Below are 24060 nucleotides of genomic sequence, written 5' to 3'. Positions count from 1 at the left end.
ATGGACACGCTAGTTCCCGCCGATCAGCCGCTTCCCGCGATCCGCCGCGATTTCAGATGGCCGAGAAGCCTCCGTCGACAGACAACTCCAGCCCATTCACGAAGCTCGAATCGTCTGAAGCAAGAAACAGCGCGGCCGCCGCAATTTCCTCAGGACGACCCATCTTTCCCCGCGGGATCAGGGATTCGAACATCTGCTTCGCCTCCTCGGTGAGAACTTGGTCCTGCATCGGTGTGGCGATCGGCCCCGGGTGCAGCACGTTCACCCGGATATTCCTGCCCTTGAGTTCGTTGAGCCACCCGCGTGCGAATGCGTGCAGCGCCGCCTTGCTCGCCGCATACACGCTGTAGCCAGGAAAACCTTTGATCGAAGCAACTGACCCGGTCATGAAGATCGATCCGCCATCGTTGAACAGCGGCAACGCCTTCTGAACCGTAAACAGCGTGCCGCGCGTATTCAGGCCGAAGGTCGCATCGAAATGCTGCTCGGTAATCTCGCCCAGTGGGACGGCTTCGCCCGTGCCGGCGCTCGCGTACAGGACGTCGATCTTGCCCTTTTCGCGCTTGACTGCATCGAACAGGCGGTCGAGGTCGTCGAGATTGGACGCATCGCTGCGCACGCCGGTCACGTTCCGGCCGATCAGCTTGACGGCCTCGTCCAGCGCCTCCTGTCTCCGGCCCGTGATGAAAACATAGGCGCCTTCTTCAACGAACCGCTTGGCGCTCGCCAACGCCATGCCGCTCGATCCACCTGTGATGACTGCAACCTTACCCTCAAGCTTTCCCATAACTTCTCCTTTCGTGGTGTCGGGACAGCATCTGCCTCCGAGAACCTCGAAATGGGTCCGCCGGCGTCCGTTGTTGAGTGCGGAAGCGCGCACATCGGTGGTGCAAAATCGATCCGGCTGGACGACTGACGCCAGCCGCGACGATCGGTGTCCGCCGTTCGGAATTGGGCCGCGCTCGTCGACATAAGCTATGATGACCGCCCTTACTGCTGTACGATGCGTTAGATACGGGCTTTGGAAGGCGCACCGCGCGGTGCCGGATTGCACCATGATCGACTGGGATGACATTCGCTACTTTCTTGCGGTGGCGCGCGGAGGCTCAGTGCGGGCTGCCGCCGAGGGCCTCGGAGTGTATCACTCGACCGCGCTGCGACGCATCGCACAGCTCGAGGAACGCCTCGGGGCGCAGATGTTCGAAAAGCTGCCTTCGGGCTACCGCCTGACGGCTGCGGGCGAGGAGGTCCTCGAGCTCGCGAACCAGATGGAAGCGTCGTCGCACCAGCTGGAGACGCGCGTCTTCGGGCGCGACCAGAGCGTGCGCGGGCTTCTGCGGGTGACGCTGGCACCGCCCCTCGCGACACACCTGCTCATGCCGGACTTCGCCGATTTCGCGCGTCTGCATCCGGACATCGAGATGGAAATCTTGTCGTCCGGCGAGCTGGCAAATCTGACCAACCGAGAGGCCGACGTGGCGATCCGCGTCGTCTACGACCGCAAAACCCTGCCGCTCAATCTTCACGGCCTGAAGGGACCGGAGCTGTTCGGCGGCGTCTACATGTCTCGCGATCGACTAGCCGCATGGCGTGCGGGTGCGCCTGATCCCATCCGGTGGATCGTCATTAGCATTCATGGAATTCCGGATTGGGCCAGCGAGGGTGAGGTTCGTACCACGGGGGTTCCGTTCAGGACCACGGACGGCGAGGCGCAGATCGTTGCAGTACGGCAAGGGCTCGGGATGACGACACTGCCGTGCTTCGTCGGAGATGCCGACCCCCTACTGGTGAGGGTGCCGGGCACCGACCTGCACATGTACGGAACGCTCTGGCTTCTCACACAGGGGGAGACACGCAAGACGAAGCGCGTGCGGCTCTTCACGGAGTTCGTATCCCGCAGGCTCGCCGCGTACGCTCCGCTTCTCGCGGGGCTGTCCATATCGCGCGACTGACGCCCGGCAGGTCGCCGGCGGCGCTTGCCGTAATCCGGTCGGAAGCCGAGCTGCGATCGCTTGAAGCGGCGTCGTTCAATCCGCGAATGTTGCGCCGTATCGCAACCGGCGCGAGGGCCACACTACTGACGGCGACGGACTTCACCATCGCTGACGGTCTTTTTGGCAGGCTGGAGACGCCGCCTTTGCGGAGAACTCCGAGGAAAATAGACCAACCGATATCGATAGTCTTTGAAACCGAGCAAATCGCGGATCGCCGAAATTCTCCTTTGAATTCAAGAGCGAGAATTTCTGACGGATCCGGGATACGGTTCTTCGTCATCAGCGGAAAGATTTTTGTCGATGGATCAATGTGTTATGATGCTTCAGAACAATCGAGTGGGAATGATTCAGGCCCGTCTGAACGTATCCGAAAATGCGTTATGGTACGCCACAATATTTTTTTCGTCTTAACGGTCGAAGATAGAAGAGTATCCCTGCCACGGGCGATGCGCGGAAAGCCGAGTTGGTGTCGCAGCTTTCCTACTCCGGTGTGCTAGCTTTTTTTCTGCGCCGAATAGTGTGCGACTGCGCGACGGCCATTTTCAACTCGGGTGTGATCTCCAACGGCGCATTCTCTGCCCCATGTGGGTTCTGTAGCCCCTGGACCTGGACCGTTGGAAATGGAAGTTCGATGCCCTGCTCCTTGAAGACTTGGCGGAGGCGTACATAGAATTTGCGTTTCATACCGAAGGCGCCTCCCGGTCTGGTTGTGGCCTTGACCCTCAATACGATGCCGTACTCGCCGAACTCCTGTACGCCCTGCATCTTGATCGGGTCGAGCACCCAGTGTTTGAACTCGGGATCTTCCGCCAGTTCTAGCCCGATCCGCTTGATCAGCTTGCGAGCGAAGTCGATATCGGTGTCATAGCCAACGGTGATGTTGAATTTGTCGATAACCCAGTCACGGCTCTGGTTCTGGACTGCCCCGAGTTCACCGAAAGGTACCGTGAACAGCGGACCACGATGGTGGCGCAGCTTCACCGAGCGCAGCGAAAAGCTTTCCACAGTACCCTTGTAATTGCCCGATGAAATGTATTCGCCAACACGAAACGCATCATCGAGCAGAAAAAACACGCCTGAAATGACGTCCTTGACGATGGTTTGTGCCCCAAAGCCCACGGCGACGCCGACGACGCCGGCGCCGGCGATCAATGGGCCGATCTGGATACCCAGCGAGGCGAGCATCATAAGCACCGCCATCACGATGATCGATGCGAGCAGAATATTCTGGAGGATCGGCAAGAGCGTGTGCAGCCGCGCCTGCTGCGGATCGAGGATCGGGACGTCCTCGTCGCTGATCACAGGGTGCGGTGTTTCGATGCCCAGCTTTCGTTCGATCAAAGCTTTGATGATCGACCAGCCGAAATCGGCTGCGAGGGCAATGACCACGACATTGATCAAGCCGCGCAATATGAACGTCGTCGTCGTATCGCTGTCCCGCATGGATTGCATGTCCAGACCCCAGACACGTGCGAGAAAGTAAGCCGCCACCAGGATGTAAATCATTCGGATTCCGCGATCGATGACAGCGATCGTCACCGCCGGGATCGTAGGCCGGCCCACATCTTCCGAACCTGGCCGCAGAACGAAATTAACCCCGCGCTGCGTCATCACGATCGCCAAAGGCAGGAAGAATGCGGCGAAGGTAAACCAGAAGTATGTATAAAGGCCGGCGATGCGCTGCAGGAACAGGACGACGAAATAAGCAGTCAATAGCCATGTCGCTTCCGTGTGACCGATGTGGCGTGCACCGTCTCGCTGCGTTCTTGGCCGAAGCCAAATGGCGAGCAGCAGGAGCAACAGCAGCACGAAATCGGCGCCCAGTGACAGGACCATCATTCCGTCCTGATCGATGCCGAGACCTGGCAAGAGGATAAACGCGGCGCCGAAGAAGGCGAAGACGCCGACGATCCGAGGTAGCCAATAGGACCAATGGTCAGCCGCTTCGTTGGTGATCGGCAAAGCACGAACCTCGACGGCGTTCTCGACGTTCATGAAGGAAGGGACGAGCATGGCCATGACGTACATGCGCACACCCCATGTAACGACCGCCGCCATCAGAAATGTCAGTACAATCTCGCGGATAAGCATTGGCCAATCGAACAACATGAACGCGCCGGCGCTGCCCAGTGCGAAAGAGACGATCAGCATGCTGGAATAAAGCGCGCGCCCCCCAATCTTCTTGGCTCGCCCAACGGGCGTATCCTTCGGTTGCGCGATAATCCAAAGACGAAATGGACGGGTGAACTTGTACGTTGCCCAAGTGAGTGCCAGGCCGGCAGCGATGAACATCGCAATCAGCACAAATACGCCGGCAGACCCCTTGCTGGACATATCCTCCATCGTCTCTGCCCGAACGCGCGCGAACTGGCTTGGCAGCAAGGGCAAAGTTCGCACGATTCTTTCGATATGATGCCTGATCCGATCGAGCGTCGAGGATGCCATCGTATTCATCTGGCCGGGTGCGGCGACGGCGTCGGACGATGCGTCGGCCGGCGAAGCTCCTGCCTCGGCAGGCGCTCCCGTTGACCCGGCGTCCTGATTTCGCTGTTCGGCCACCCAGGCCTTCACTGACGGATCGTCGAGAAGCTCGAATAGCTGTTTGACCCTTTCAGGCGGGACCGTCGCCGGCGCCTGCGCCTGTGCCGGACCGGCCAACAAGAGGGCGATACCAAAGACGAGCGGCCTGGCAATCAGGACAAACATCGCAATCAGATGTCGGAGACGTCGTGCCGGGCGCGCCAGATTCCTGGCTTCCAATCGTCGAATCATAAGTGGCATCGTGCTGTAACCTTCAGGTCAAATCGGCAAGCAACGACATCTATGTCCGCCGTTGCTCCTACCTTGGAGAAACCGATGTGGTGGTGCAAGACGTCATCGTTCCGAGCTAGACCTTGCGCCGGGTACTTGGCGGTGTTTATTCAGCCGCCGGGGGCAGGGCATTCCGACCTCGGCCCAGGCCTCCGGCCGTTCTATGAACTGGGCATCGGTCGCTCGGTGGTCGATTGCTTCGCGCACCGCTGCGGACATTCGAAACCATGATGTTGCTTGAGATGCAACGCGCTCCAGGGTCGGCACTGCCATGCGGCAAATCAGGCCGGGAGCCGCCACATTCGCACACGACCTGTACCACGCAATTCCGTTTCCGCGAGTGGATCGCAAGCAAAATTTGGTCCAAGCAGTTGATGAGTTGCATCCGAAATACGGATTTCATCGGGCTCCGCGGACGTTTGGATACGTGCGGCGAGATTAACGGTGTCACCCCATAGGTCATAGGCAAACCGCCTTTTGCCTATAACGCCCGCCACAATTGGTCCTGAGTGAATTCCAATTCTGAGTCTTATCGGTTCTCCTGCGAAGCGTTCGAGCTTAACCGCCTTCCGCAGTTCAAGTGCATAGTGCGCAAGGGCTTCCGCATGATCGGATCGCGCGGCGGGCAGGCCAGCGACCACCATCACACAATCGCCGATTGTCTTGATCTTTTCGCAGCCGTATCGCTCCGAGAGCAGATCCGCCGCCTTGAAGAAGTAATTTAAAATAGCGAGCGTCGTCACGGCTCCGACGCTCCGCGCTCTTTCCGTAAAACCGACGATGTCGGCAAAAAGCACACTCACCTCTGCGTAGTTGTCTGCAATTTCTTCGTGCGCTTTTAGCCGCTCCGCGATAGACGCCGGAAGAATGTTGAGGAGCAGGGCTTCGGCGCGCTGGTATTCACGCGACAATCCCTCTTGGCTCGCCCTCAACGCCTCGTTCATCGATTGTAATTTCTCGTTGAGTTGACGCTCCCTCTCTTGCAGGAGCGTCATTTCATAAGCCTTCTGTTGAAGTCGCTGCCTATTGTCGCGTTCGGCAGTGGCGTCAAGAAAGAGCAGCCACACGCAGGCATTGTCAGCAAAAAGATGGAGGTCCGCGACACGCCCGCTGGGCAGTTCGACCATGGCCATATGATATGGAAGCTCCGGGCAGGGCAGCAAACCTTCCATGAATTCAAGCTGCTCGGCAACAGGCTTACCAATGCGAACTGATGAGAGTCCGTAATGTTTGACGCTGCCGCCCTTCGCAGCTATGCGAAGCTGGGCGTCGATTTTCAGATATGCGACGGAGCGCTCGTTGTAGAAGAAATCGTAAATCCAGCTTCTGACTTCTCTTGGCAATTCATGCATGGTCTATTTTGCGACCATCGAAGCAAGCTGACGAAACGCATCATCAACATGTTCACCCGAAAGCGCACTCGTTAGATAGATTTGCCATCCAAGTTGCCTCAGTTCGTTAATTTCACTATCCGATATTGCCCACCGATCGGCCAGATCGGATTTATTGAGCAGCAATACAAACGGCATAGCGCCGAATTCAGCCTCGGCCCGCTCGCGCAACGTGAGCGCCACGGCAAGAGTGGCGGCGCGCGTTCCATCGACGACAAGCACGAGCCCGCTGGCACCTCGCACATAGCTGACGCGGAATGAGCCGATATCGTCTTCGCCGGCCAAATCCCACAAAATCAGATCCACGGTCTTGTCCGGGAATGCGACACTCTTCTTGTCGATTTTCACTCCCACCGTGGTCAAGTAGGTTTCTGAAAAGATGCTTTGCACAAACCTGCGAACCAGACTCGTCTTTCCGACAGCGAACCCGCCCAACATGCAGATCTTCTTTTGCAATATCCTGGGCTCCGCCCTAGTGGAAGTTTACCGTAACCGAAACTCTGCGATTGGCCGAGCTCCCGGTTCGGCTATTTTCAGTCTCCGCTGGCTCAAAGGTGCCGGCGCCGCGAACCAAGAGCAATTCCGGATCGACGCCGCGCTTCTTGAGAAGCGCACGAACTGTTTCCGCGCGCGCGGCGCTGATCGACAATTTGGCCGTTTCACGGCCCGTCTCGTCCGAATGGCCGGTCAACATGAACTGTGCTGTTACGCCTGCCTTGCGGGCGTCCTTGGCCAATTGCTTCAACTGATTCGCCAATTTGTCGAGAACCGGCAGTTGCTCTGGTCCCGGTACAGCCTTGCCAGAATCGAAGAAAATGTCGACCGCTTGAATAGCCTCCCTCAAATGAGTGAGTTCCGGAGGGGTCAACTCACGCAGCTCGGAGATTTCTAGAGAGAGTCCGTCCGCGGACAGCTGTTGGGCGGCGAGCCGCGCCCGATCTATCCAGGCGGCAGGAGCCTCACCCTGGGCAACGATGCGATCCTTGATGATCATAAGCCGAACCGATTTCGGCGGAGCCAGCGACGCCACCAGCCGCTTCAGCACGAACTTCGGATCAAGGCTCTGATAGAATTGCCACTGCGAGTGAACGCGAGCAGGATCGACCCCTGTTCCGGACAGCAGAGCCTGCGGGTCGGCGGCCTGCGGGTCTCTCAGGCCGGAAATATAGAAATGTCCGCCCCTCGCCGTTTGTTGGGCGACGATGATTCCCGCTTGGGCCTCCAGTCGCGACACATAAGTCTGCCAGTGCTCCGCCGCGCGTGCTTCGGGGCTCACATCACGAACTCTGGAGATGTCGAATTCCGGTCCGCCTGCCGAAAGCTGTCGGGCCGCTGCGCGTGCGCGATCTATCCAGGTGTCGGGAGCCTCACCCTCGGCAACGATGCGATCCTCGACGATCGAAAGTCGTACTGAATCCGGGGGAACCAGCGACACCATCAGCCGCTTCAACACGAACTTCGGATCAAGGCTCTGATAGAATTGCCACTGCGAATGAACGCGGGCGGGATCGACCTGCGTTCCGGCCAACAGCGACTGCGGGTCGGCGGCAAGCGGGTCTCTCAGGCCGGAAATATAGAAATGTCCGCTCCTCGCCGTTTGTTGGGCGACGATGATTCCCGGTTGGGCCTCCAGTCGCGACACATAAGCCTGCCAGTGCTCCGCCGCGCGTGCTTCGGGGCTCACATCACGAACCCTGGAGATATCGAATTCCGGTCCGCCTGCCGAAAGCTGTCGGGCCGCTGCGCGTGCGCGATCTATCCAGGTGTCGGGAGCCTCACCCTCGGCAACGATGCGATGATTGACGATCGAAAGTCGTACTGAATCCGGCGGAACCAGCGACGCCGTTAGCCGTTTCAACACGAACTCCGGATCAAGACTCTGATAGAATTGCCACTGCGAATGAACGCGGGCGGGATCGACCTGCATTCCGGCCAACAGCGACTGCGGGTCGGCGGCAAGCGGGTCTCTCAGGCCGGCAATATAGAATTGGCCATCGCGCACGTTTTGTTCGGCAACGATGATGCCCTGCTGGCTCCCCAGTCGCGACACATAGGCCTGCCAGCGCTCCGCCGCGCGTGCTTCGGGACTCACATCACGAACCCTGGAGATATCGAATTCCGGTCCGCCTGCCGAAAGTTGTTGGGCCGCTGCGCGCGCCCGATCTATCCAGGTGTCGGGAGCCTCCCCCTCGGCAACGATGCGATCATCGACGATCGAAAGTCGTACTGAATCCGGCGGAGCCAGCGACGCCGTTAGCCGCTTCAACACGAACTCCGGCTCAAGACTCTGATAGAATTGCCAGCGTGAATGAACGCGGGCGGGATCGACCTGCGTTCCGGCCAACAGCGACTGCGGGTCGGCGGCAAGCGGGTCTCTCAGGCCGGCAATATAGAATTGGCCATCACGCAACTTTTGTTCGGCAACGATGATGCCCGGCTGGGTCCCCAGTCGCGACACATACGCCTGCCAGCGCTGCCCGGATTGCCAGGAAAGAAAGAACCAACCGCCTGCGGGAATCAAAACCAGCAGGACTGCAGCCAAGACCAGCCAGGGAAATCCTTCGTTTGATTCCTCCTGCTTCAGTTCAACGCAGGTCTGCAACTGCGACTCTACGCCGGCCAACTGCGAACTGTCGCCGTCAAACTGCTCTAGAGCCTGTGAGTATTCATCATGGATGCGAAGCAATACATCGCGAATTATTTCATGTAATTCCTCGGGCGGATTTCCCCGGATCACCGCAACCAAGGTCGCAAACGGTCCAACTTCCGACCAGAGACGAAGCTCCCCGAAACGGATCGTGTCCAGGCCGCTCTGTTCTTTCTCGTTAAATGAGTCTTTTACAAAATCTTGAATTGCACTAAGCATAGAAGAAATGAGTTGAGGATCTTCGCTAGTTGCATTATCAGCGGTTACATGCGCTATCAAAAGCCCGGAATTGCGATTGATGAGAAAAACATGTTCTACACGATAGACAAGAGAATGCTTAAGAACAACTTCTGAGAAGCTTGCACCAGTTCTCCAAGCTTCAAGCCTCCACTTGAGCCCATGCCAGGTAAATATATGTCTTAAAGTTTCATTCAGCGATTGAAAGGTTTGGTCGATCTTTTCGCCGATCGACTTGCGAATAGCCGGCAGAAACACCGGGTACAATATATCCGTAAGCGTACGCGGGCTCTTCTGGATGGACCGTTGCACGGCCCTCTCGACAGCTGGCGCAAGGGCCTCTCCGAGTTGCGCATGAGGCGCACGTGCGGCTGCACTGGGGAGAACACCCCCAACTGCAGCCGCAAGCTGCTCGGGTTCGTCGAGCAGATGCGTAACTCGTGAAAGCTCCGAAATTTCGCGGCCGACCAGCAACTGGCGAAGCTTTTCCATGCGAGGATCGGCGGTTGGGATTCCGTCGAGACGCGCACGATAGTCCGGATCAACGTTCCGGGCAATTTCGATCAAAAGGCGAGCCAGAGCCTCGCGATCAATCTCTGTATCGTTCGAAGCTGCTCGTTGAGGAAGGCTGATTGGGTCGACAGTCGACGTCAAGTTCCGATCAACTCACTTTCCACGTACGCTCCGAGTTGTTCTTGCTGCCTGCGGGATCCTGATTTAGACATTTTGCAACCTCGACAAACAGGCCAGCCAAAAGATTTCGGTCGGTCTTGACATTGCCAAGATCGGAAAACATTTTCTCCATCAGCATCTGAATGCTTTCATTCTTTTGCTTGATTTCCTCACGCAGCAAATGATCGTTTCGATTTATCCGGTCCGCAACTTCCCGCTCAAGCTCGCTCAACTGATCCGACAACGCGCGCACCTGCTTTTCGAGCGCCTGATTTTGCTCCCGAAGATTCCGATCAATCTCCTTGTCGGCGTCGGCTCGCGCGTCTTTTTCGTTCCGCAATTGCGCCGCAAGCGAGTCGACCTGCTTCTTTGCATTTGACTCGTACATTTCAAGATTGCGCTTGGCCTCGGATTCGACATCCTTGAAGCGCTGCAAGACCCGTTCTTCAAGCTTGGAAAAGCGGCGGTCATAGTCCTGCATCTGGTTGCCGAACAGCAGATCACGTATCTTGTCGACACCTACAGCGTCGCCGGAGGCCCCGCTCTCGCGAGCCTGGCCCGCCATGAAGGTCAGCCCGCTTCCGTCTGCATTACTTATCAGATTTGCGTCCGCTTTATTTGCCGAAGAAGCGGTACTCGAAGATTCCTTGGCCATCCCATGCCCCTTCTTTTGAACATTGTCACAGCGCTAATTTAGCAACTGATAAACATGTCAGCAAAATAGCCGACCCGCAAGCCGGAATCTTCTCGGCTTAAGTCGGTTCGTGCGTCCCCATTCGGGTAGATTTCGACATGCGGCTCGATCCTGATCAGCTTGCGCTCCCGTCTTCGCCCGCGATCATCTTTTTGCAGATGAAATGCGCGAAAGGAAATGTCCCGGCGTATCGACCTCAGCTCTAAGCTGTCGGGCATGCGCGCTTGCCATTCGGCCTGTCTTCAAGTCTTTTTTGCCTGCCTCTAATTCGCCCCGATCTTGACAGGGCAGTGCTGCCAGCCGATGCCGTCATCCGGTTTTGACATTTCGCCGACTCTTGCCGAAGAAAACGAAAGCTCGATGATCCAGGATGCTACCGCAAGGCGGTGTGGTACCGATGTTCAATGCCGAGCAAACCGTCGGCGCAACGCTTGCCGGCATCCGCCGGCAGACCTACCAGATACTAGATATAGTCTTGATGGACGATGGGTCGACGGGCTGATCGGCGTCGATTGTGACGGCCTATGCCGAGAAAGATCAACGCATCTTGTTCTACCTTCGAACCGGGCGCGGGTGAGACGGCGTGGCGCATGATCCCTTGGTTTCAATCGTGGTTCCTGCGCACAACGCGGAGGTAACGCTGGCGCGCGCACTTGATTGCCTTCTCGATCAGGAAATAGTGGATTGGGAGGCGATCATCGTCGACGACGCCTCCACGGACCGCACCCCCGCGATCATCGCCGGTTATGTAGAGCACGATGCCCGATTTCGGACGTTGGGGTCTTGCGCGCATAGCCCCGCCGGCGCGCGCAATCGCGGGATTTCGACAGCGCGCGGCCGCTGGCTAATGTTTCTGGATGCGGACGATTGGGTGGACGCCAGCTTTCTTGCGAAAATGCTGGCCGCATTGAAAACCGCTCCCGATGCAGTGGCCGCCTATTGCGGTTCCCGGCGCGTGATGCCCGATGGCGAACTCACCCCGTCGAGCATCGCAACGGAGGTCGCGATCCAGCCCTTCGAAACATTCGCCCGCCGGTGTGCCATTCGCACTCACGCGATGCTGGTCGACCGGGAGACAATTGTCGAGTTGGGCGGTTTCGATGTGTCGCTGCGCACCTGCGAGGACTGGGATCTGTGGCAGCGCCTCGCACGTCTGGGCAAAAATTGGGTGATGGTCGACGAGCCGCTCGCCTTCTATCGGACCAGCCCCAACGCGCTCTCCCGCAATTCGATGCAGATGCTGGTAGATGCGGAAATCGTGATCGCCCGCGGCTTTTCTCCTGATCCCAGGGTCAAACACCCGGCATCGGCTCACGCCAATGGAGCGATCGAGGCGAACGGCGGCACCGCTTCCGAAGCACTCGCGTGGTTCGCGTTGTGGAACGCCGCATCGGATTGCGGCTGCGGCTCGCGCTCGATCAACCCGCAGTCCCTGCGCGCGCTCCCGCCAGGACGGAAGTGGGCGCGTGAGATCGCCAAGGTGGCCATCGATGGCCTTATGGCAGGAAGCCTGTCGGTGCCAGCGCAATTGGCTGCCAGGTGGGACAGGTTCGGCGGCTCCCTCACCGAGTTGATCATCGAACTCGGCAAGGTCTGGGACAATCCCGTCGCGGCTCGCCGCGTCCAGTATCACCTTGAGCAAATGCTTCTCGACGTCGACGATCTTGCCGCGCCGCGCAGGCTCGCGCGGACACTTGGAATTCGTGTCGACGCGCGAAATCCGACCTCGATCGAAGTGCCGGAAGGAATCGATCAAATCTATGCCTATCTGATGATGGATGGCCAGATCGAGGCTCTCGTGCAGTTCGGCGTACTCGGGAAAGTGACAAGGCGTCATTGGATTGAATTGATCCTGAATTTCGTGCCCCCTGAGCGGCTTATGCACAGTGCCGCGCGGCTTGCGAGGCGATCGCCTGTACATGCACCGCAAAAGGGCGCCGGTGCCGACAAGTCAAACATGTTTGCAGCCGAGGCATTGTTGTCCATAGCGGGACGCCGGTCCGATCGGGACAGCCACTTCGGCAAACTCGCGGGATTGGCCGCGGAAGCGGAGGCGCTGGTTCGGTCGAGCGCCGAAACTAAAGAGCCTTTTGCAGCGCCGCGCCGTGCACGGGCCGCGGATGGGCACGACAATGATCGCACGTCTTTCTGGAATCGCCATTTCGCGACCGAGGATCCCTGGAACTACGGTTCGCCCTATGAGCAGGAAAAATATGAGCGGCAGCTCGAAATTCTGCCTGCCGGTCCCATCGGACGGGCGCTTGAGCTGGCCTGCGCGGAGGGCCACTTCACGCGGCAGCTGGCGCCGCGCGTGGGCCATTTGACCGCAACTGACATCTCCGCCGTAGCCGTCGGGCGGGCGCGCGCGCGATGCAGCGATCAGCCGAATGTTGAGTTCGGCGTACTGGATTTTTCTGCGGACACTCTGCCGGGCGAGATGGATCTGATCGTCTGTTCGGAAGTGCTCTACTACCTGGATGATCTCGCCGAGTTGCGGCGCATCGCCAAAAAACTCGTTGAGGCGTTGGCGCCTGGCGGCAGTTTCATCAGCGCACACGCATTCGTGCTACGTGACAATGTTGAAAGGACGGGCTTCGACTGGAACACATTCGGTGCACGAGCGATCTCAGAGACGCTGGCAGCGACCGACGGCCTCGTCCTCGAGCAATCGATCCAGACCGAGCTCTACCGCATTGACCGCTTCCGCCGCCTGTCACCAGGCGACGTGGCGACGGAACCGATGATAGATCATGTGCCAATCCGCGCACCCGTCGAAATCGGGGTCGCGCGAAATATCGTCTGGGGCGGGGCGCGGGCCTTGCGCCGCGACGTCGCACGTAGCGAGCGGCGACAGCGTATCCCTGTCCTCATGTATCACAGCGTCTCCGATGAAGGTCCGGCCGCGCTCGCCCGTTTTCGGCTCACGCCCGCCGCATTCGCCAGCCAAATGGCATGGCTGCGCGCCAATGGCTTTCACGCGATTAGGTCTGAGCAGCTGGAATGGTTCATCGCCAACCGTCAGCCTTTCGTTGGCCGCCCAGTGCTCATCACGTTCGATGACGGCTTCCAGAACTTTGCCGACCATGCCTGGCCGACCTTGCGCGCGAACGACCTGACCGCGGAAGTGTTCCTGGTGACGGACTTGGTGGGTGAAAGTGCACAGTGGGACGCCTACAGCGGCCCGCCGACGCAGCTTATGGACGCCGGGACGGTGCGACGCCTCGCGGGCGAAGGTGCGTTCTTCGGAAGCCATCTGGCGACGCATCGCGCGATCGATGGTCTGTCGAGCTCTGACTTGGCCGCCGAGCTCCTGCGCTCTCGTATGTTCATCGAACGGTGGACCGGTCGGCCAACCACGGCGTTCGCGGCACCCTTCTCTGTCACCGACCGACGGCTTGGCAGGCTGGCCAAGGAGTGCGGCTATCGAATCGGCTTCGGCGGCAGACACGGGCCGGCGGACCTCGATTGCGATCCCATCGACCTTCCGCGCATCGAGATTCGCGGAGATCGCTCGCTCGATGACTTTGTTGCCATTGTCGAGGCAGTGCTCGCATGAACGGTGAACTTGTCAGTGTCTAGATTTGTAACAAATTGGTTCCGCTTTTTATTCGGTGTCCCGCCCGTTTATCTCGTTTCGCAAGTCTATTGGGCGACTTGAGATATGGCTGACATCAGCTCCTGTGGGCTTGGCGCCCCAAACATGTATCGCCCGCCCTCTGGAACCTCCGTGAAGCTCCAGCGGACGATCCCCTGCCGGTCCAGTAGGAACTGACCGACCAGTTGTCCGTGTCCCGTTGCCATCATCTGCTCGTCGGCTTCGGTCAGTTCGTAATGGTCCCTCTTGTTGAGGATTTCGCTGGCCGCAATAGGATCCATAGGACCGGGCAACTCGCCTGGTATGTCGACCCGCATATCCATTGCCGCTGCCATCGAGACCTTGTACGGCCAATTCGTCTCGTTTTGGGTGAATTCGAGATTGGGCAGTCCAAAAGCACGATGTGAAGCGCGTTCAGGGTCGGAGGCCGCAAGCAGATTCGGCATCGGATGGTAGCGGAAATAGAGACGCGCCCGCTCGATCGGCGTGTTGACCACCGTCAGGCTCCCCACGCCCTTTTCGCGCAGCTCCGGATCAAGCCGCGCCTGGGCGGCGATATGGCGCCGGCAAAACGCACAATGCAGACCTCGAAACAGGCCGACCAGCACCGGTTTTTGGCCGCGAAAGTCGTCAAGCGCGATCTTGCCTTCCTGGGTAATGGCGTCGAGTACGATGTTTGGCGCACGGTCGCCCGGTTGAAGCGGCACCAAGTCACTACGCGCGGACATTTCCAACCTCCAACCCCGGCTAGTCGAGAAAAGGCAGCACCACAAGCGCTTCCGGGTCGAGCCCGTGCTGGGCGCATATACCCTGCGCCAGGGAAAAGTAGCGTTCGGCTTCGGCCAGATTGTCGAGGTCGAGATTAAGCGTTGCAAGACCATCATAGCACGGAAACAGCAGTTGGGGTTCGCCCGTTTCGCGGGCTACGTCCAGTGCTTCGTGGAACAACCCAACCGCCAGGTCCGGACGGCCGTTGCACTGGTGGATCTGCCCAAGCACGATCAACGGCACCGGCAGGTGCTCGCGCTGGTCGAGCGCCCGGTCGATCTCGATGGCCTTCTCGGCAGCAGGCACGCCCTCCGTTGGACAGCGATCCGTGAAAGTACAACAAGCGACCGCCAGATTGGCGAGGAGGCGCGCCTGGAAACCCAAATCACCAATACGGCGCGCCACTTCAAGACCGCGCCGACAGACCTCCATCGCCTGTGCCGGATCGATGGTCGTGTAAAGCACGCCGAGATTGGTGTAGCCGCGGCAGGCCGCGCCCAGTAGACCAGCGGCTTCGGCCAATTCAATGCTACGCTCAACCTGACGCACGGCCTCACGGTTTCGCCCAAGGCGAGCCAGCGCGACAGCCTTGGTATTGAGTGCCTCGGCGGTCACAAGAGTGGCATCACGCCCTACCTCGGAGACATGCTCCGTTGTCAGAGTGCGTACGCAATCCAGCGCCGCGTCTGCCCATTTTGCCGCGAGAGCGTGATCTCCGCTACGGAACGCCTGTCGGCCACGCTCTTGCCACAGATGCGCCTGCTCGATCGGGGCATCCGCTCCATCGAGGAGCGCTGCCGCCTCAGCATAGCGGGGTTCTGCCTTGTCCCGCTTGCCGACGTCCCAGAGCAGCCGACCGATCTTACGCAAAACTCGCGCCGACGCGACGCGATTGGCTGACTCGCGGTATGCCTGCAACACCGTCTCGTAGTGGTGGTGCGCGATCTCGCGGCGGCCCGCCGGGCCGCTCAAATCGGCAATGCGCTCTGCAATTGCCAGTTTGAGCGGTGTTTGCCCGATCGCGTCCAATGCAGTCAGTGCTCGCTCGTAGAAACGAAGGGCGTCGTCGTTGGCGTATATCATGCGAGCGCGATCGCCTGCCGCCTGCAGGTAGTGCGCGCCCTTCTCCCGCTCGGCGCTCAGTGCGAAATGATGACCGAGTACGGTCAAATCCTCGAGCCGTTCCGGCTTGTCGCCGTACAGTTGCTCCAAGGCAGCACCGACCCGCCCGTGGATGTCGGTCCGGCGTTGCAGGAGCAGATTCTGGTAGATCACGTCCTGCAGCAATGTTTGCGTAAAGCGGTAGCTTTGCGACGAGACCGAGCCTGATCCGGCAACTTCCTCGATGATTTCCGCATCGCAAAGCAGTTCGCAGCCGGCTTCAAGCCGGGCGGGGTCGGCTGTCACGGTTTTCAGAAATGTGGCGTCGAAGCGCGGGCCGATTACCGCAGCTTCCTGTGCCAACCGGCGCACCTCTTGGGGCAGCCGGTCGACGCGAGCAAGCAACATTGCCTGGATAGTGGCGGGAATGCCGGTTGCGACTTCGCCTGCCACAGTCCGCCATCGCTGGCCCTCTCGCATCAATACACCGCGATCGATAAGGCCGCGAACGATCTCCTCTACAAAAAGGGGGTTGCCGCCCGCGCGCTCGAGGATCTGGTCGAGAAGCCCTCCTGCGGAGTTTACCCAGCTCTCGCCGAAAAGCGCCGCCAGCAGGCTGCGTCCGTCATCACTGTTGAGCGGCGGAAGCCTGAGCGCTGTGTGACTGACCCGACTTGAGTCGAGCTGGTCGTTGGCCGGCGCCGGACGATGCGTGACCAGCAACATCAACCGCGTGCGTTCCAACCGGTCCATCACGAAACGTAGTGCCTCAAGCGAGACGGCGTCGGCCCAGTGCAGGTCTTCGACGACAATCAACAGCGGCGACAACGCAAGCCGTCGTTCGATGATTGTGCGGACTGCGTAGAGAATTTGCCGCCGCAGCTGCTCGGGTTCGACATGCTGCAAGGTGGCATCGGGGTCGCCAAGGCCAAGCACATGGTAGAGCAAAGGCATCAGCCGCTTCGCCTCCTCGCCCTGCAGGCCGAGATCGGTAAGCAAGCCTGCGAGCTTCCCCCGCATTTCGTCCCCATTGTCGTTTTGCATCATCCCGGCAGCGCTGCGCACCACTGCGCCCAAGGCGCCAAAAGATTGTTCGCCCAGCGGTGAGCACGTGGCCTGCCGCACGGCGACGTTGCGAAAACGATCCTCGTCGCCGACGCGGGCGACGAACTCCTTCACCAGCCGCGATTTCCCGATGCCGGCTTCTCCGACGAGGCGGACAAGTTGGGCCGAGCCGCCGCACGCCTGGTCAAGGCTCGCCAGCATTCTATTGAGCTCCGCACCACGACCTATTAGCGGCGCACTGAGGCCGAGCGCCTCGAGCCCACGCGCTGCACGCGGCACCGCTAGCGGTGCGTCCAGTCGATGGACGAGCACACTGCCAGCCTTGCCGCGAAGCACGACATCACCCATCGACTCGTAAGAGAAGGCATGCCGGGTCAGCCTGTGAGTGAGCTCGCCTACCAGCACCTCACCCGGTGCGGCCAGCGATTGCAGGCGTTGCGCCGTATTCACTGTGTCGCCGGTCACCGAATAGGATTTGGCGGTGCCGATGCCCAATCCGCCAGTAACGACCGGACCAGTGTTTATGCCGATGTGGAGTAACAGAGGCGAGCCGGAGTGGGAGGTGCTTTCGCCGAGCCGCGCCGTCCGGGCGATCATGTCGAGAGCGGCGTGAAGCGCACGTTCCGGATCGTCCTCATGCGCGACCGGCGCACCGAACAAAGCCAGCAGCGCATCGCCGATGAATTTGTCGACGAAACCACCAAAGTTTCGCACGGCCGACGTCAATTCCTTGAACAGTTTGTTCTGCAGCGCTTGCATGACCTCGGGGTCGAGCTGCTCGCTGAGTGTCGTGAAGCCGCAAAGGTCGGCGAACAGCACCGTTACCGTCCGGCGATCGGCGTCAGAGACGGGATGCAGCCCTTCTTCGCTTTCGATGTTCGGAAGCAGCGACGGAGTTCGAGAAGGCGGCACAATGGTCCGGCTTGGTGTCGGAGCAGGCCGTTCGACGGCTTTTGCGGACGCACCGACGCTTGCCCCACATTTCGGACAGAACTCGAAATCAGGTGCGCAGGGATAGCCGCAACTGGCGCATGGCACGGGCTGGCGCCTGCCACACCTCGGACAGAAGGCGTAACCACCCTCAATCTCGAAACCGCAGCCCGAGCAGTCCATCGAACAAGACCTCACTAGTGGCCGTGACGGCGTGATCTCGCCCGCACTTCACGGCCAGGCTATTCACAAGGATGCACCGATAGCCGTCGACGGGCAAGCGGCAGCGCAAACGGGCATCGAGCGATTCGTGCGGGTCCTGCGGCAGAGCGCTGCGGGCAGGCATTGTTGAAGGCGCAATAGTTGTCGGATCCGCGAACGCCGCCGAGACAGCCGCGCTTGCCGATGGGGCTGTCGGCTCTGACGGGATTGGCGTAAGCTACAGTTAAGGGGGTGCACACATGCACCGCATCATTGCCATGGCGATCTTAGTTCTCGCGGCCGCGTTCAGCTCCGCGCGGGCGGAGGTGCTGATTGGGGTTTCATCTGCGATGACGGGACGGCTCGCCTGGTTCGGCGAGCAGGCGCAGCGTGGCGCCGAGATGGCCGTGGCCGACATCAATGCGACGGGTGGCGTACTCGGCCAGCAGATGAGGCTCATCACGGCCGACGACTTCTGTGATCCCGAGCAAGCGGTCGCCGCAGCCCAGAAACTGGTGGGTGATGGTGTGGTGCTCGTCGTCGGGCACTACTGCTCTGGAGCCTCGATCCCAGCATCGAAGGTGTACGAGGCGGCGGGCGTTTTGCAGATTTCACCAGGATCAACCAATCCGCTGTTGACTGAACAAGGCCGCGCCAACGTTTTTCGAGTCATTGGTCGCGACGACACGCAGGGGATCGTGGCCGGCAACTACCTGGCCGAGCATTGGAGCAACAGCAAGATTGCGATCCTTCATGACGGCACCACTTATGGAAAGGGTCTTGCTGACGAGACTCGAAAACAGCTGAACAAGCGCGGCGTAGTCGAAGCGATCTACGAGGAATACACACCCGCGAAGAACGACTATTCGGCCGAGATCGCTGCGCTAGAGGCTGCGAACATCGCCGTGGCATATGTCGGCGGATATCATGCCGAGGTCGCACTCATGGTTCGCGCTGCGCGCGACCGCGGCTACACGGTTCAGCTAGTCTCAGGCGATGGCATGGCGACCGAGGAATTTGCTTTGATCGCCGGCCCCGCGGCTGAGGGTACCCTCTTCACGTTCCCCGCGGACGCTCGCCGGAATCCCGAAGCCGCCTCGGTCGTCGAGCGGTTCCGGGCTGAAAACTTCGAGCCCGCAGGCTACACGCTGCTCAGTTACGCCGCCGTCCAGGCCTGGTCGCAGGCAGTGGACAAGGCCGGCTCACTAGAGCTCCAAGCCGTGATAGCGGCGCTGCGCGGCAATCAATTTGATACTGTGTTGGGCCGTATCGACTTTGACAACAAGGGCGATCTCACGAGCCAAAACTGGGTATGGTACGTCTGGCGAGGTGGAGAGTACGTGCCGGTCGAATAAGGACCGCCGATGCCGTCGCCGCTTGAGACAGCTGATGGAGATCGAGTTAGCTGGACCGTTCAGAGCTATGTGTCGCCGTTATGCTTGAACGCTTCGGCATACGTGGCCGTCTGTTGCTCGCTTTTTTCGGCATCAGCACCTTCGCCGTACTCGCGACAGCGGCCGCTCTCTATGCCTTCCTCCAGGTAGGAGAGGTCGTCGACCGCATCACCAAGGATCGGGTACCGTTGGCGCTCGCGTCCCTCCAGCTGTCGCGCCAGGCAGAGCGGGTAGCCGCCTCTGCGCCCGCCGTACTTACTTCGACCAGCAAAGCTCAGCACGGCGAGGTTTCCGCTGCGGTCGGGGTCGAGATGACGCGCCTCGAGGAACTGCTTGCCGCACTCAAAGGTGCCACGCTTAGCACGGCGGTGGTGGCTGAGATCGAGGCTGCAGTTCTTGGTCTGCGGCGCAACCTCAACGCCCTCGACGACCTTGTTGTCGCCCGCCTCACAGTGGTGGCGCGCAAAGAAGAACTGTTACGCCGCTTGTCGGCTACGACAAATGCAAGCCAGCGTCTTGTGGCGCCCGGTATCCTCGTGATGAATTCCAAGCTCCAGCAATGGCAGGCGGTTACAGCCGACACGTCGCTCGCGCCGGATCGCGGTGCGGCGGCGGCGGCCGACCTGGTCCAGGCAATTGCGGCCTACATTCCGCAGCAGAAAGCGCAGCAGGAGATATCGGCGGTCAATGACGTGCTGGTCAAGACGACGGACGCGCCAACGCCAGACGATCTGACGTTGATCCTGTTTCCGCTGCGCCGGTCGCTCGCCGTTCTCGACACGGTTTCCACCGAGATCGACGAGAGGCTGCGAACCCGTTTCCAACAGCGGGTCGGCGAGTTCAAGGCATTGATCGACGGCGGGAACAGCATCCCGAAGGCGCGCAAGGACGAGCTAGCAGTGCTCGCAGAGGGCGAAAAGCTTCTGGCCGAAAACAATCGGCTGTCGCGCAGTCTCACCGCTGCCGTCGATCGCCTGGTCGCCGCGGCAGACCGCGAGATCACCGCGTCCGGTCTCGAAGCCGCGACGGTCCAGCGCTACGGTACCGGAGTTGTCCTTGGCTCCGCCTTTCTCACCCTCTTGAGTTCCGTTCTGGTTGTCTGGCTCTATGTCGACCGTAGCCTTCTCGCCCGTCTGGGAGAGGTGAGCCAAAGCATGTTCGCAATCGCCGGCGGCGATCTTCGTGCGCCGCTGCCTGCCGCGGGCCGCGACGAGATCGGCCGGATGGCCGAAGCGCTTAGGCTCTTCCGGGACACCGCAGTCGAGGTCGAGGAAAAGAACCTGCGCGATGTCGCTGAGGCGCGCCAACGGCTCATCGATGCGATCGAGAGTATCTCCGAGGGATTCGCGCTGTACGACGGGGAGGACCGGCTTGTCCTCAGCAATAGCCGCTACCGCGAACTGCTCTACAGCGACCTTGCGATCGAACTGATGCCCGGCACGACATTCGAGCACATTATTCGCCGATCCGCTGAGCGCGGCTACATCAAGGATGCCGAGGGGCGGCTCGAGGAATGGGTCGCCGAGCGGCTCTCCCGGCACCGCAACCCAGGCGAACCGTGGGTGCAGCGGCGAGGCGACGGGCGATGGATCATGATAAGCGAGCGGCGGATCACCGCCGGCGGCACGGTCGCGGTCTATTCGGACATCACTGAGCTGAAGCAACGAGAGGAGAACCTCGCAGAGAAATCCACGGCTCTCGAGGCGCTTTCCAACAAGCTGGCCAAATACCTGGCGCCGCAAGTGTACAGCTCGATATTCGCCGGCCGCCAAGACGTTAGAATCGCCAGCCAGCGGAAGAAACTGACAATATGCTTCTCCGATATCGCCGGCTTTACCGAGACCACTGACAAAATGGAATCCGAGGATCTCACCCAGCTCCTCAATCACTATCTGACGGAAATGTCGAAAATTGCTTCGGATCACGGCGCGACGATCGACAAATATGTCGGCGACGCGATCCTGATGTTTTTCGGCGACCCTGAGACGCGCGGCGTCAAGGAGGACGCGCTGGCGTGTGTGCAGATGGCTCTCACCATGCAAAAGCGGATGAGCGAACTTGCCGAAATCTGGCGTGACATTGGAATTGAGACACCGCTGCGCTGCCGCATCGGCATCCATACCGACTACTGCACTGTCGGAAACTTCGGCAGCGAGGACCGGATGGATTACACGATAATCGGCGGCGCCGTGAATCTCGCCTCGCGCCTGGAACAGGAGGCGCCACCGGGGACCGTCCTCATTTCCTACGAGACGTTTGCGCAAGTGAAGAACACGATCGACTGTGAGGAGATGGGGCATGTCCAGGTCAAGGGGATCGCCTATCCCGTCGCCACCTACCGCGTCATCGATCTGAAGGCCAATCTAGCCGGCGCTTGTCGCGCCGTTCGAACCGAGCTGCCGCACTTCAGGCTGGAACTTGAACCGGAGCTGATGTCCCCTGACGAGCGTGGCGATGCCGCCACTGCACTTCGAGACGCGCTGGATCGGCTTTGTCACAAGCCCGGGTAGTAGGGCTTGGTCCACAATGACCCTCCCAATGGACGCAAGAAGTGGGATGTGGGACGCCGCTCATTGGCGCTATCGATGCGAAGGCCGCAGAACGGTCGCGGTCAGTCTTCGAACTCAGGCGGAACGTCCGCATCGGAGCCGAGACTTAACATTCACGGCATCACTGGCAAGGTCCGGATATGGCGCAAGTTGCCCGTTCTGGGGCGCCGCCTTAAACGGCAAAGTTTGACCCAGAGCGGCCGCTCGGCGCGACAGTGTCGTACGTCCGAAAGCGTGATAGAGCTGTCGTTGCCGATTTCGAACTCGTGGTGGACGGGTTCCGCAAGGCCGGTGTCGTGCAATGACAGGTGAGGCTATGTCAGGTCAGGCCTTGAACTGCAGACAGCTCGCAGGCAGGCATCAGCGTCAAGGAAGCGGCCGGATCAGACGCCAGAGGCTCACCGATAAATCGCCGTCGCTTGCGGTTGCGCACCAGAAAATCAACCTGAAGTAAGGCTCAGGTCGCCTTGATCTCTGCCCGGCCGATCTTGCGCCATCGGGCGTTTTCGCGAAGCAGTTTCAGGTCGTCGGTCGTCTCGGCAAATGTCCGCAAACGGTATTGTCGGAGCAGGTCCGGGAAGAGCGCCCCTTCCGGCAGGCTGGCAAGCTGCTCGCGGACCGAGATCTTTTCATCGATGACCCGCATGCCCCAGGCATTTTCCCGAACCTGCAGCTCCGCGGCCAGATCGCGCTCTTCCGGCGCGTTTTCGTCTAGCACAGCCAGAAGGATCGAGTGGAAAAGTGCTACATAGCCAATCTGTCTCAGGCCGCCCACAACCCGCACGCGCGGCAATATGGCAAGGACGAGGAATGTCAGGAACAAGTTCGGCAGCAGCACGCCGTCCAGCAGCGCCTGCTTGAGATGCGGCCGCTCGAACGGGATGGAAAGACCTTGCGGCCTGTCGGGCTCGATCAGGTGCCCGTTCTCGAGAACGAGCTTGCGCACGCGCTCCTCGCGGATGCCCCAGAAATAGTCCGTAGCATTGGGCAGGAATCTGCCAAATGGGCTCGATGCGGCCTCTTGCAGGGCATGTTCGAGACGCTGGCGTCTTGCGGGTTCAAGGAGCAGCCTGGAAAGAAGGCCGCCGTCATATTCTAGATGCCGCGCCATGGCAGCCGCGGCGGCCCGATCATCGATGAAAACCGGCAGGGCCATGCCGGCACGATCCCAATTGGCGACCAGATCCTCGTTGAGGGCTGTCAGCGCATCGGCGGCGGTTTCAAACACCTTGTCCTGGCTGGCAAGCAGTGTGCCCAGCCAGCGGCTGGCATCCGTTTCATCGCCCACCGCTTCGAGCGCGCGCTTGTTGAGGGAGACGGGACCGGCCACGCAGGCGCTTTTACGGCACAGTTTGTGGCGCCCCATGCCAAACAGGTTGACCTTGTCGTCGCCGACATCGAGCCATCCCGGCCCCTCCCGGCCAACTGTCTCCATGGTCATCGTCGTTCCCATGAAGCCGACGAAGGCCGACAGCCCGTTTTCGACCGCGCCGAGCCAGGCAAGCAGGAGGGCATCGAAGGTGATCCGGTCCATCAGAAGCAGGCAGTGCAGGCCGGACTGAATCACCGGTCTGTGCTCGAACTCGTCGAGGGCTTTGCCGATCTCCTCAGGCTGCATGATCCTACCGAGGCGCTGATGCAGGACTTCGCGCAGGATCGAGCGGGCAGCGATCGCCGGGCCGGATGCAGGCCTTGCCACCGGCCGCCACAGATGGCGGGCGTAGTCGGAAATCGGTGCATTCCAGTTCTGCTCGATGTCGCGCACGACCTCCGGGCAGAGCAGCGACAGCACAGCCAGAATTTCCGCCGGAGGCGTAGGGCTTGGGTCAAAGACGGCGGTCATTGGTCCCGTCTAGCCGCTTGCGGTGCAAACGCCAAGCGAGACCAGACTTGCCCGATGCGGCCGGCCCACACATAGATCGTCAACTCGATTAAGATGGTGTGAGACGAAATGGCCGTATCCTACGCAGTTCTCCATGAGCAATCACCTGTTCGCTGACCAGGCACGAAT

Annotated in this window: 14 protein-coding genes; 5 read left to right on the top strand and 9 right to left on the bottom strand. The window is 60.1% G+C overall.

Annotated elements, in window-relative coordinates; genetic code table 11:
- Positions 1–52: 52 nt before the first annotated feature.
- Positions 53–787: an SDR family NAD(P)-dependent oxidoreductase gene (locus tag NKH23_RS24365; protein ID WP_352912895.1), complete on the bottom strand. Its 735-nt coding sequence runs from the start codon at positions 785–787 to the stop codon at positions 53–55.
- 268 nt (positions 788–1055) lie between these two features.
- On the opposite strand from NKH23_RS24365, the gene NKH23_RS24360 reads away from it, so the two are divergent.
- Positions 1056–1952, top strand: a complete 897-nt coding sequence (locus NKH23_RS24360; RefSeq protein WP_352912894.1) for a LysR family transcriptional regulator — start codon at positions 1056–1058, stop codon at positions 1950–1952.
- A 522-nt stretch (positions 1953–2474) separates the two neighbouring features.
- Here the strand turns inward: NKH23_RS24360 and NKH23_RS24355 are convergent.
- The 5 genes from NKH23_RS24355 to NKH23_RS24335 form a co-directional block, all read right to left on the bottom strand.
- Positions 2475–4766, bottom strand: a complete 2292-nt coding sequence (locus NKH23_RS24355; RefSeq protein WP_352912893.1) for a mechanosensitive ion channel family protein — start codon at positions 4764–4766, stop codon at positions 2475–2477.
- 320 nt (positions 4767–5086) lie between these two features.
- The gene (locus NKH23_RS24350) at positions 5087–6157 is read right to left on the bottom strand and encodes an adenylate/guanylate cyclase domain-containing protein (RefSeq protein ID WP_352715374.1); all 1071 of its coding nucleotides are present in this window, start codon (positions 6155–6157) and stop codon (positions 5087–5089) included.
- A 3-nt stretch (positions 6158–6160) separates the two neighbouring features.
- A complete protein-coding gene (locus NKH23_RS24345; RefSeq protein WP_023716509.1) occupies positions 6161–6652 on the bottom strand; it encodes a Rab family GTPase in 492 nt (163 codons plus the stop codon).
- A gap of 16 nt (positions 6653–6668) precedes the next feature.
- A complete protein-coding gene (locus NKH23_RS24340; protein WP_353035500.1) occupies positions 6669–9647 on the bottom strand; it encodes an OmpA family protein in 2979 nt (992 codons plus the stop codon).
- 94 nt (positions 9648–9741) lie between these two features.
- Positions 9742–10407 (bottom strand): DUF3450 domain-containing protein, encoded by a 666-nt coding sequence (locus NKH23_RS24335; RefSeq protein WP_352715370.1) that lies wholly within the window; start codon positions 10405–10407, stop codon positions 9742–9744.
- Between the two features lie 409 nt (positions 10408–10816).
- On the opposite strand from NKH23_RS24335, the gene NKH23_RS24330 reads away from it, so the two are divergent.
- Positions 10817–10948 (top strand): glycosyltransferase family A protein, encoded by a 132-nt coding sequence (locus tag NKH23_RS24330; RefSeq protein WP_352715368.1) that lies wholly within the window; start codon positions 10817–10819, stop codon positions 10946–10948.
- An 81-nt stretch (positions 10949–11029) separates the two neighbouring features.
- The gene (locus NKH23_RS24325; RefSeq protein WP_352715366.1) at positions 11030–14002 is read left to right on the top strand and encodes a trifunctional glycosyltransferase/class I SAM-dependent methyltransferase/polysaccharide deacetylase; all 2973 of its coding nucleotides are present in this window, start codon (positions 11030–11032) and stop codon (positions 14000–14002) included.
- An 86-nt stretch (positions 14003–14088) separates the two neighbouring features.
- On the opposite strand, the gene NKH23_RS24320 is transcribed toward NKH23_RS24325, so the two are convergent.
- Entirely contained in the window at positions 14089–14769 is a 681-nt protein-coding gene (locus NKH23_RS24320) for a redoxin domain-containing protein (RefSeq protein ID WP_352715363.1), read from the bottom strand.
- A 19-nt stretch (positions 14770–14788) separates the two neighbouring features.
- Positions 14789–18088 (bottom strand): ATP-binding protein, encoded by a 3300-nt coding sequence (locus tag NKH23_RS24315; protein ID WP_352715360.1) that lies wholly within the window; start codon positions 18086–18088, stop codon positions 14789–14791.
- A 278-nt stretch (positions 18089–18366) separates the two neighbouring features.
- Here NKH23_RS24315 and NKH23_RS24310 point away from each other — a divergent pair, with 278 nt between their 5' ends.
- The gene (locus tag NKH23_RS24310; RefSeq protein ID WP_352482327.1) at positions 18367–19461 is read left to right on the top strand and encodes a branched-chain amino acid ABC transporter substrate-binding protein; all 1095 of its coding nucleotides are present in this window, start codon (positions 18367–18369) and stop codon (positions 19459–19461) included.
- An 80-nt stretch (positions 19462–19541) separates the two neighbouring features.
- The gene (locus tag NKH23_RS24305; RefSeq protein ID WP_352715357.1) at positions 19542–22010 is read left to right on the top strand and encodes an adenylate/guanylate cyclase domain-containing protein; all 2469 of its coding nucleotides are present in this window, start codon (positions 19542–19544) and stop codon (positions 22008–22010) included.
- A gap of 496 nt (positions 22011–22506) precedes the next feature.
- Here the strand turns inward: NKH23_RS24305 and NKH23_RS24300 are convergent, their stop codons facing one another.
- The gene (locus tag NKH23_RS24300; protein ID WP_352912892.1) at positions 22507–23892 is read right to left on the bottom strand and encodes a hypothetical protein; all 1386 of its coding nucleotides are present in this window, start codon (positions 23890–23892) and stop codon (positions 22507–22509) included.
- Positions 23893–24060: the final 168 nt, after the last annotated feature.

Origin of the sequence: Mesorhizobium sp. M1328 (assembly GCF_040318075.1) — a bacterium.
Taxonomy (GTDB): domain Bacteria; phylum Pseudomonadota; class Alphaproteobacteria; order Rhizobiales; family Rhizobiaceae; genus Mesorhizobium.
The sequence above is the reverse complement of the archived record's forward strand: the minus strand, read 5'-3'. Positions and strand labels throughout refer to the sequence as shown.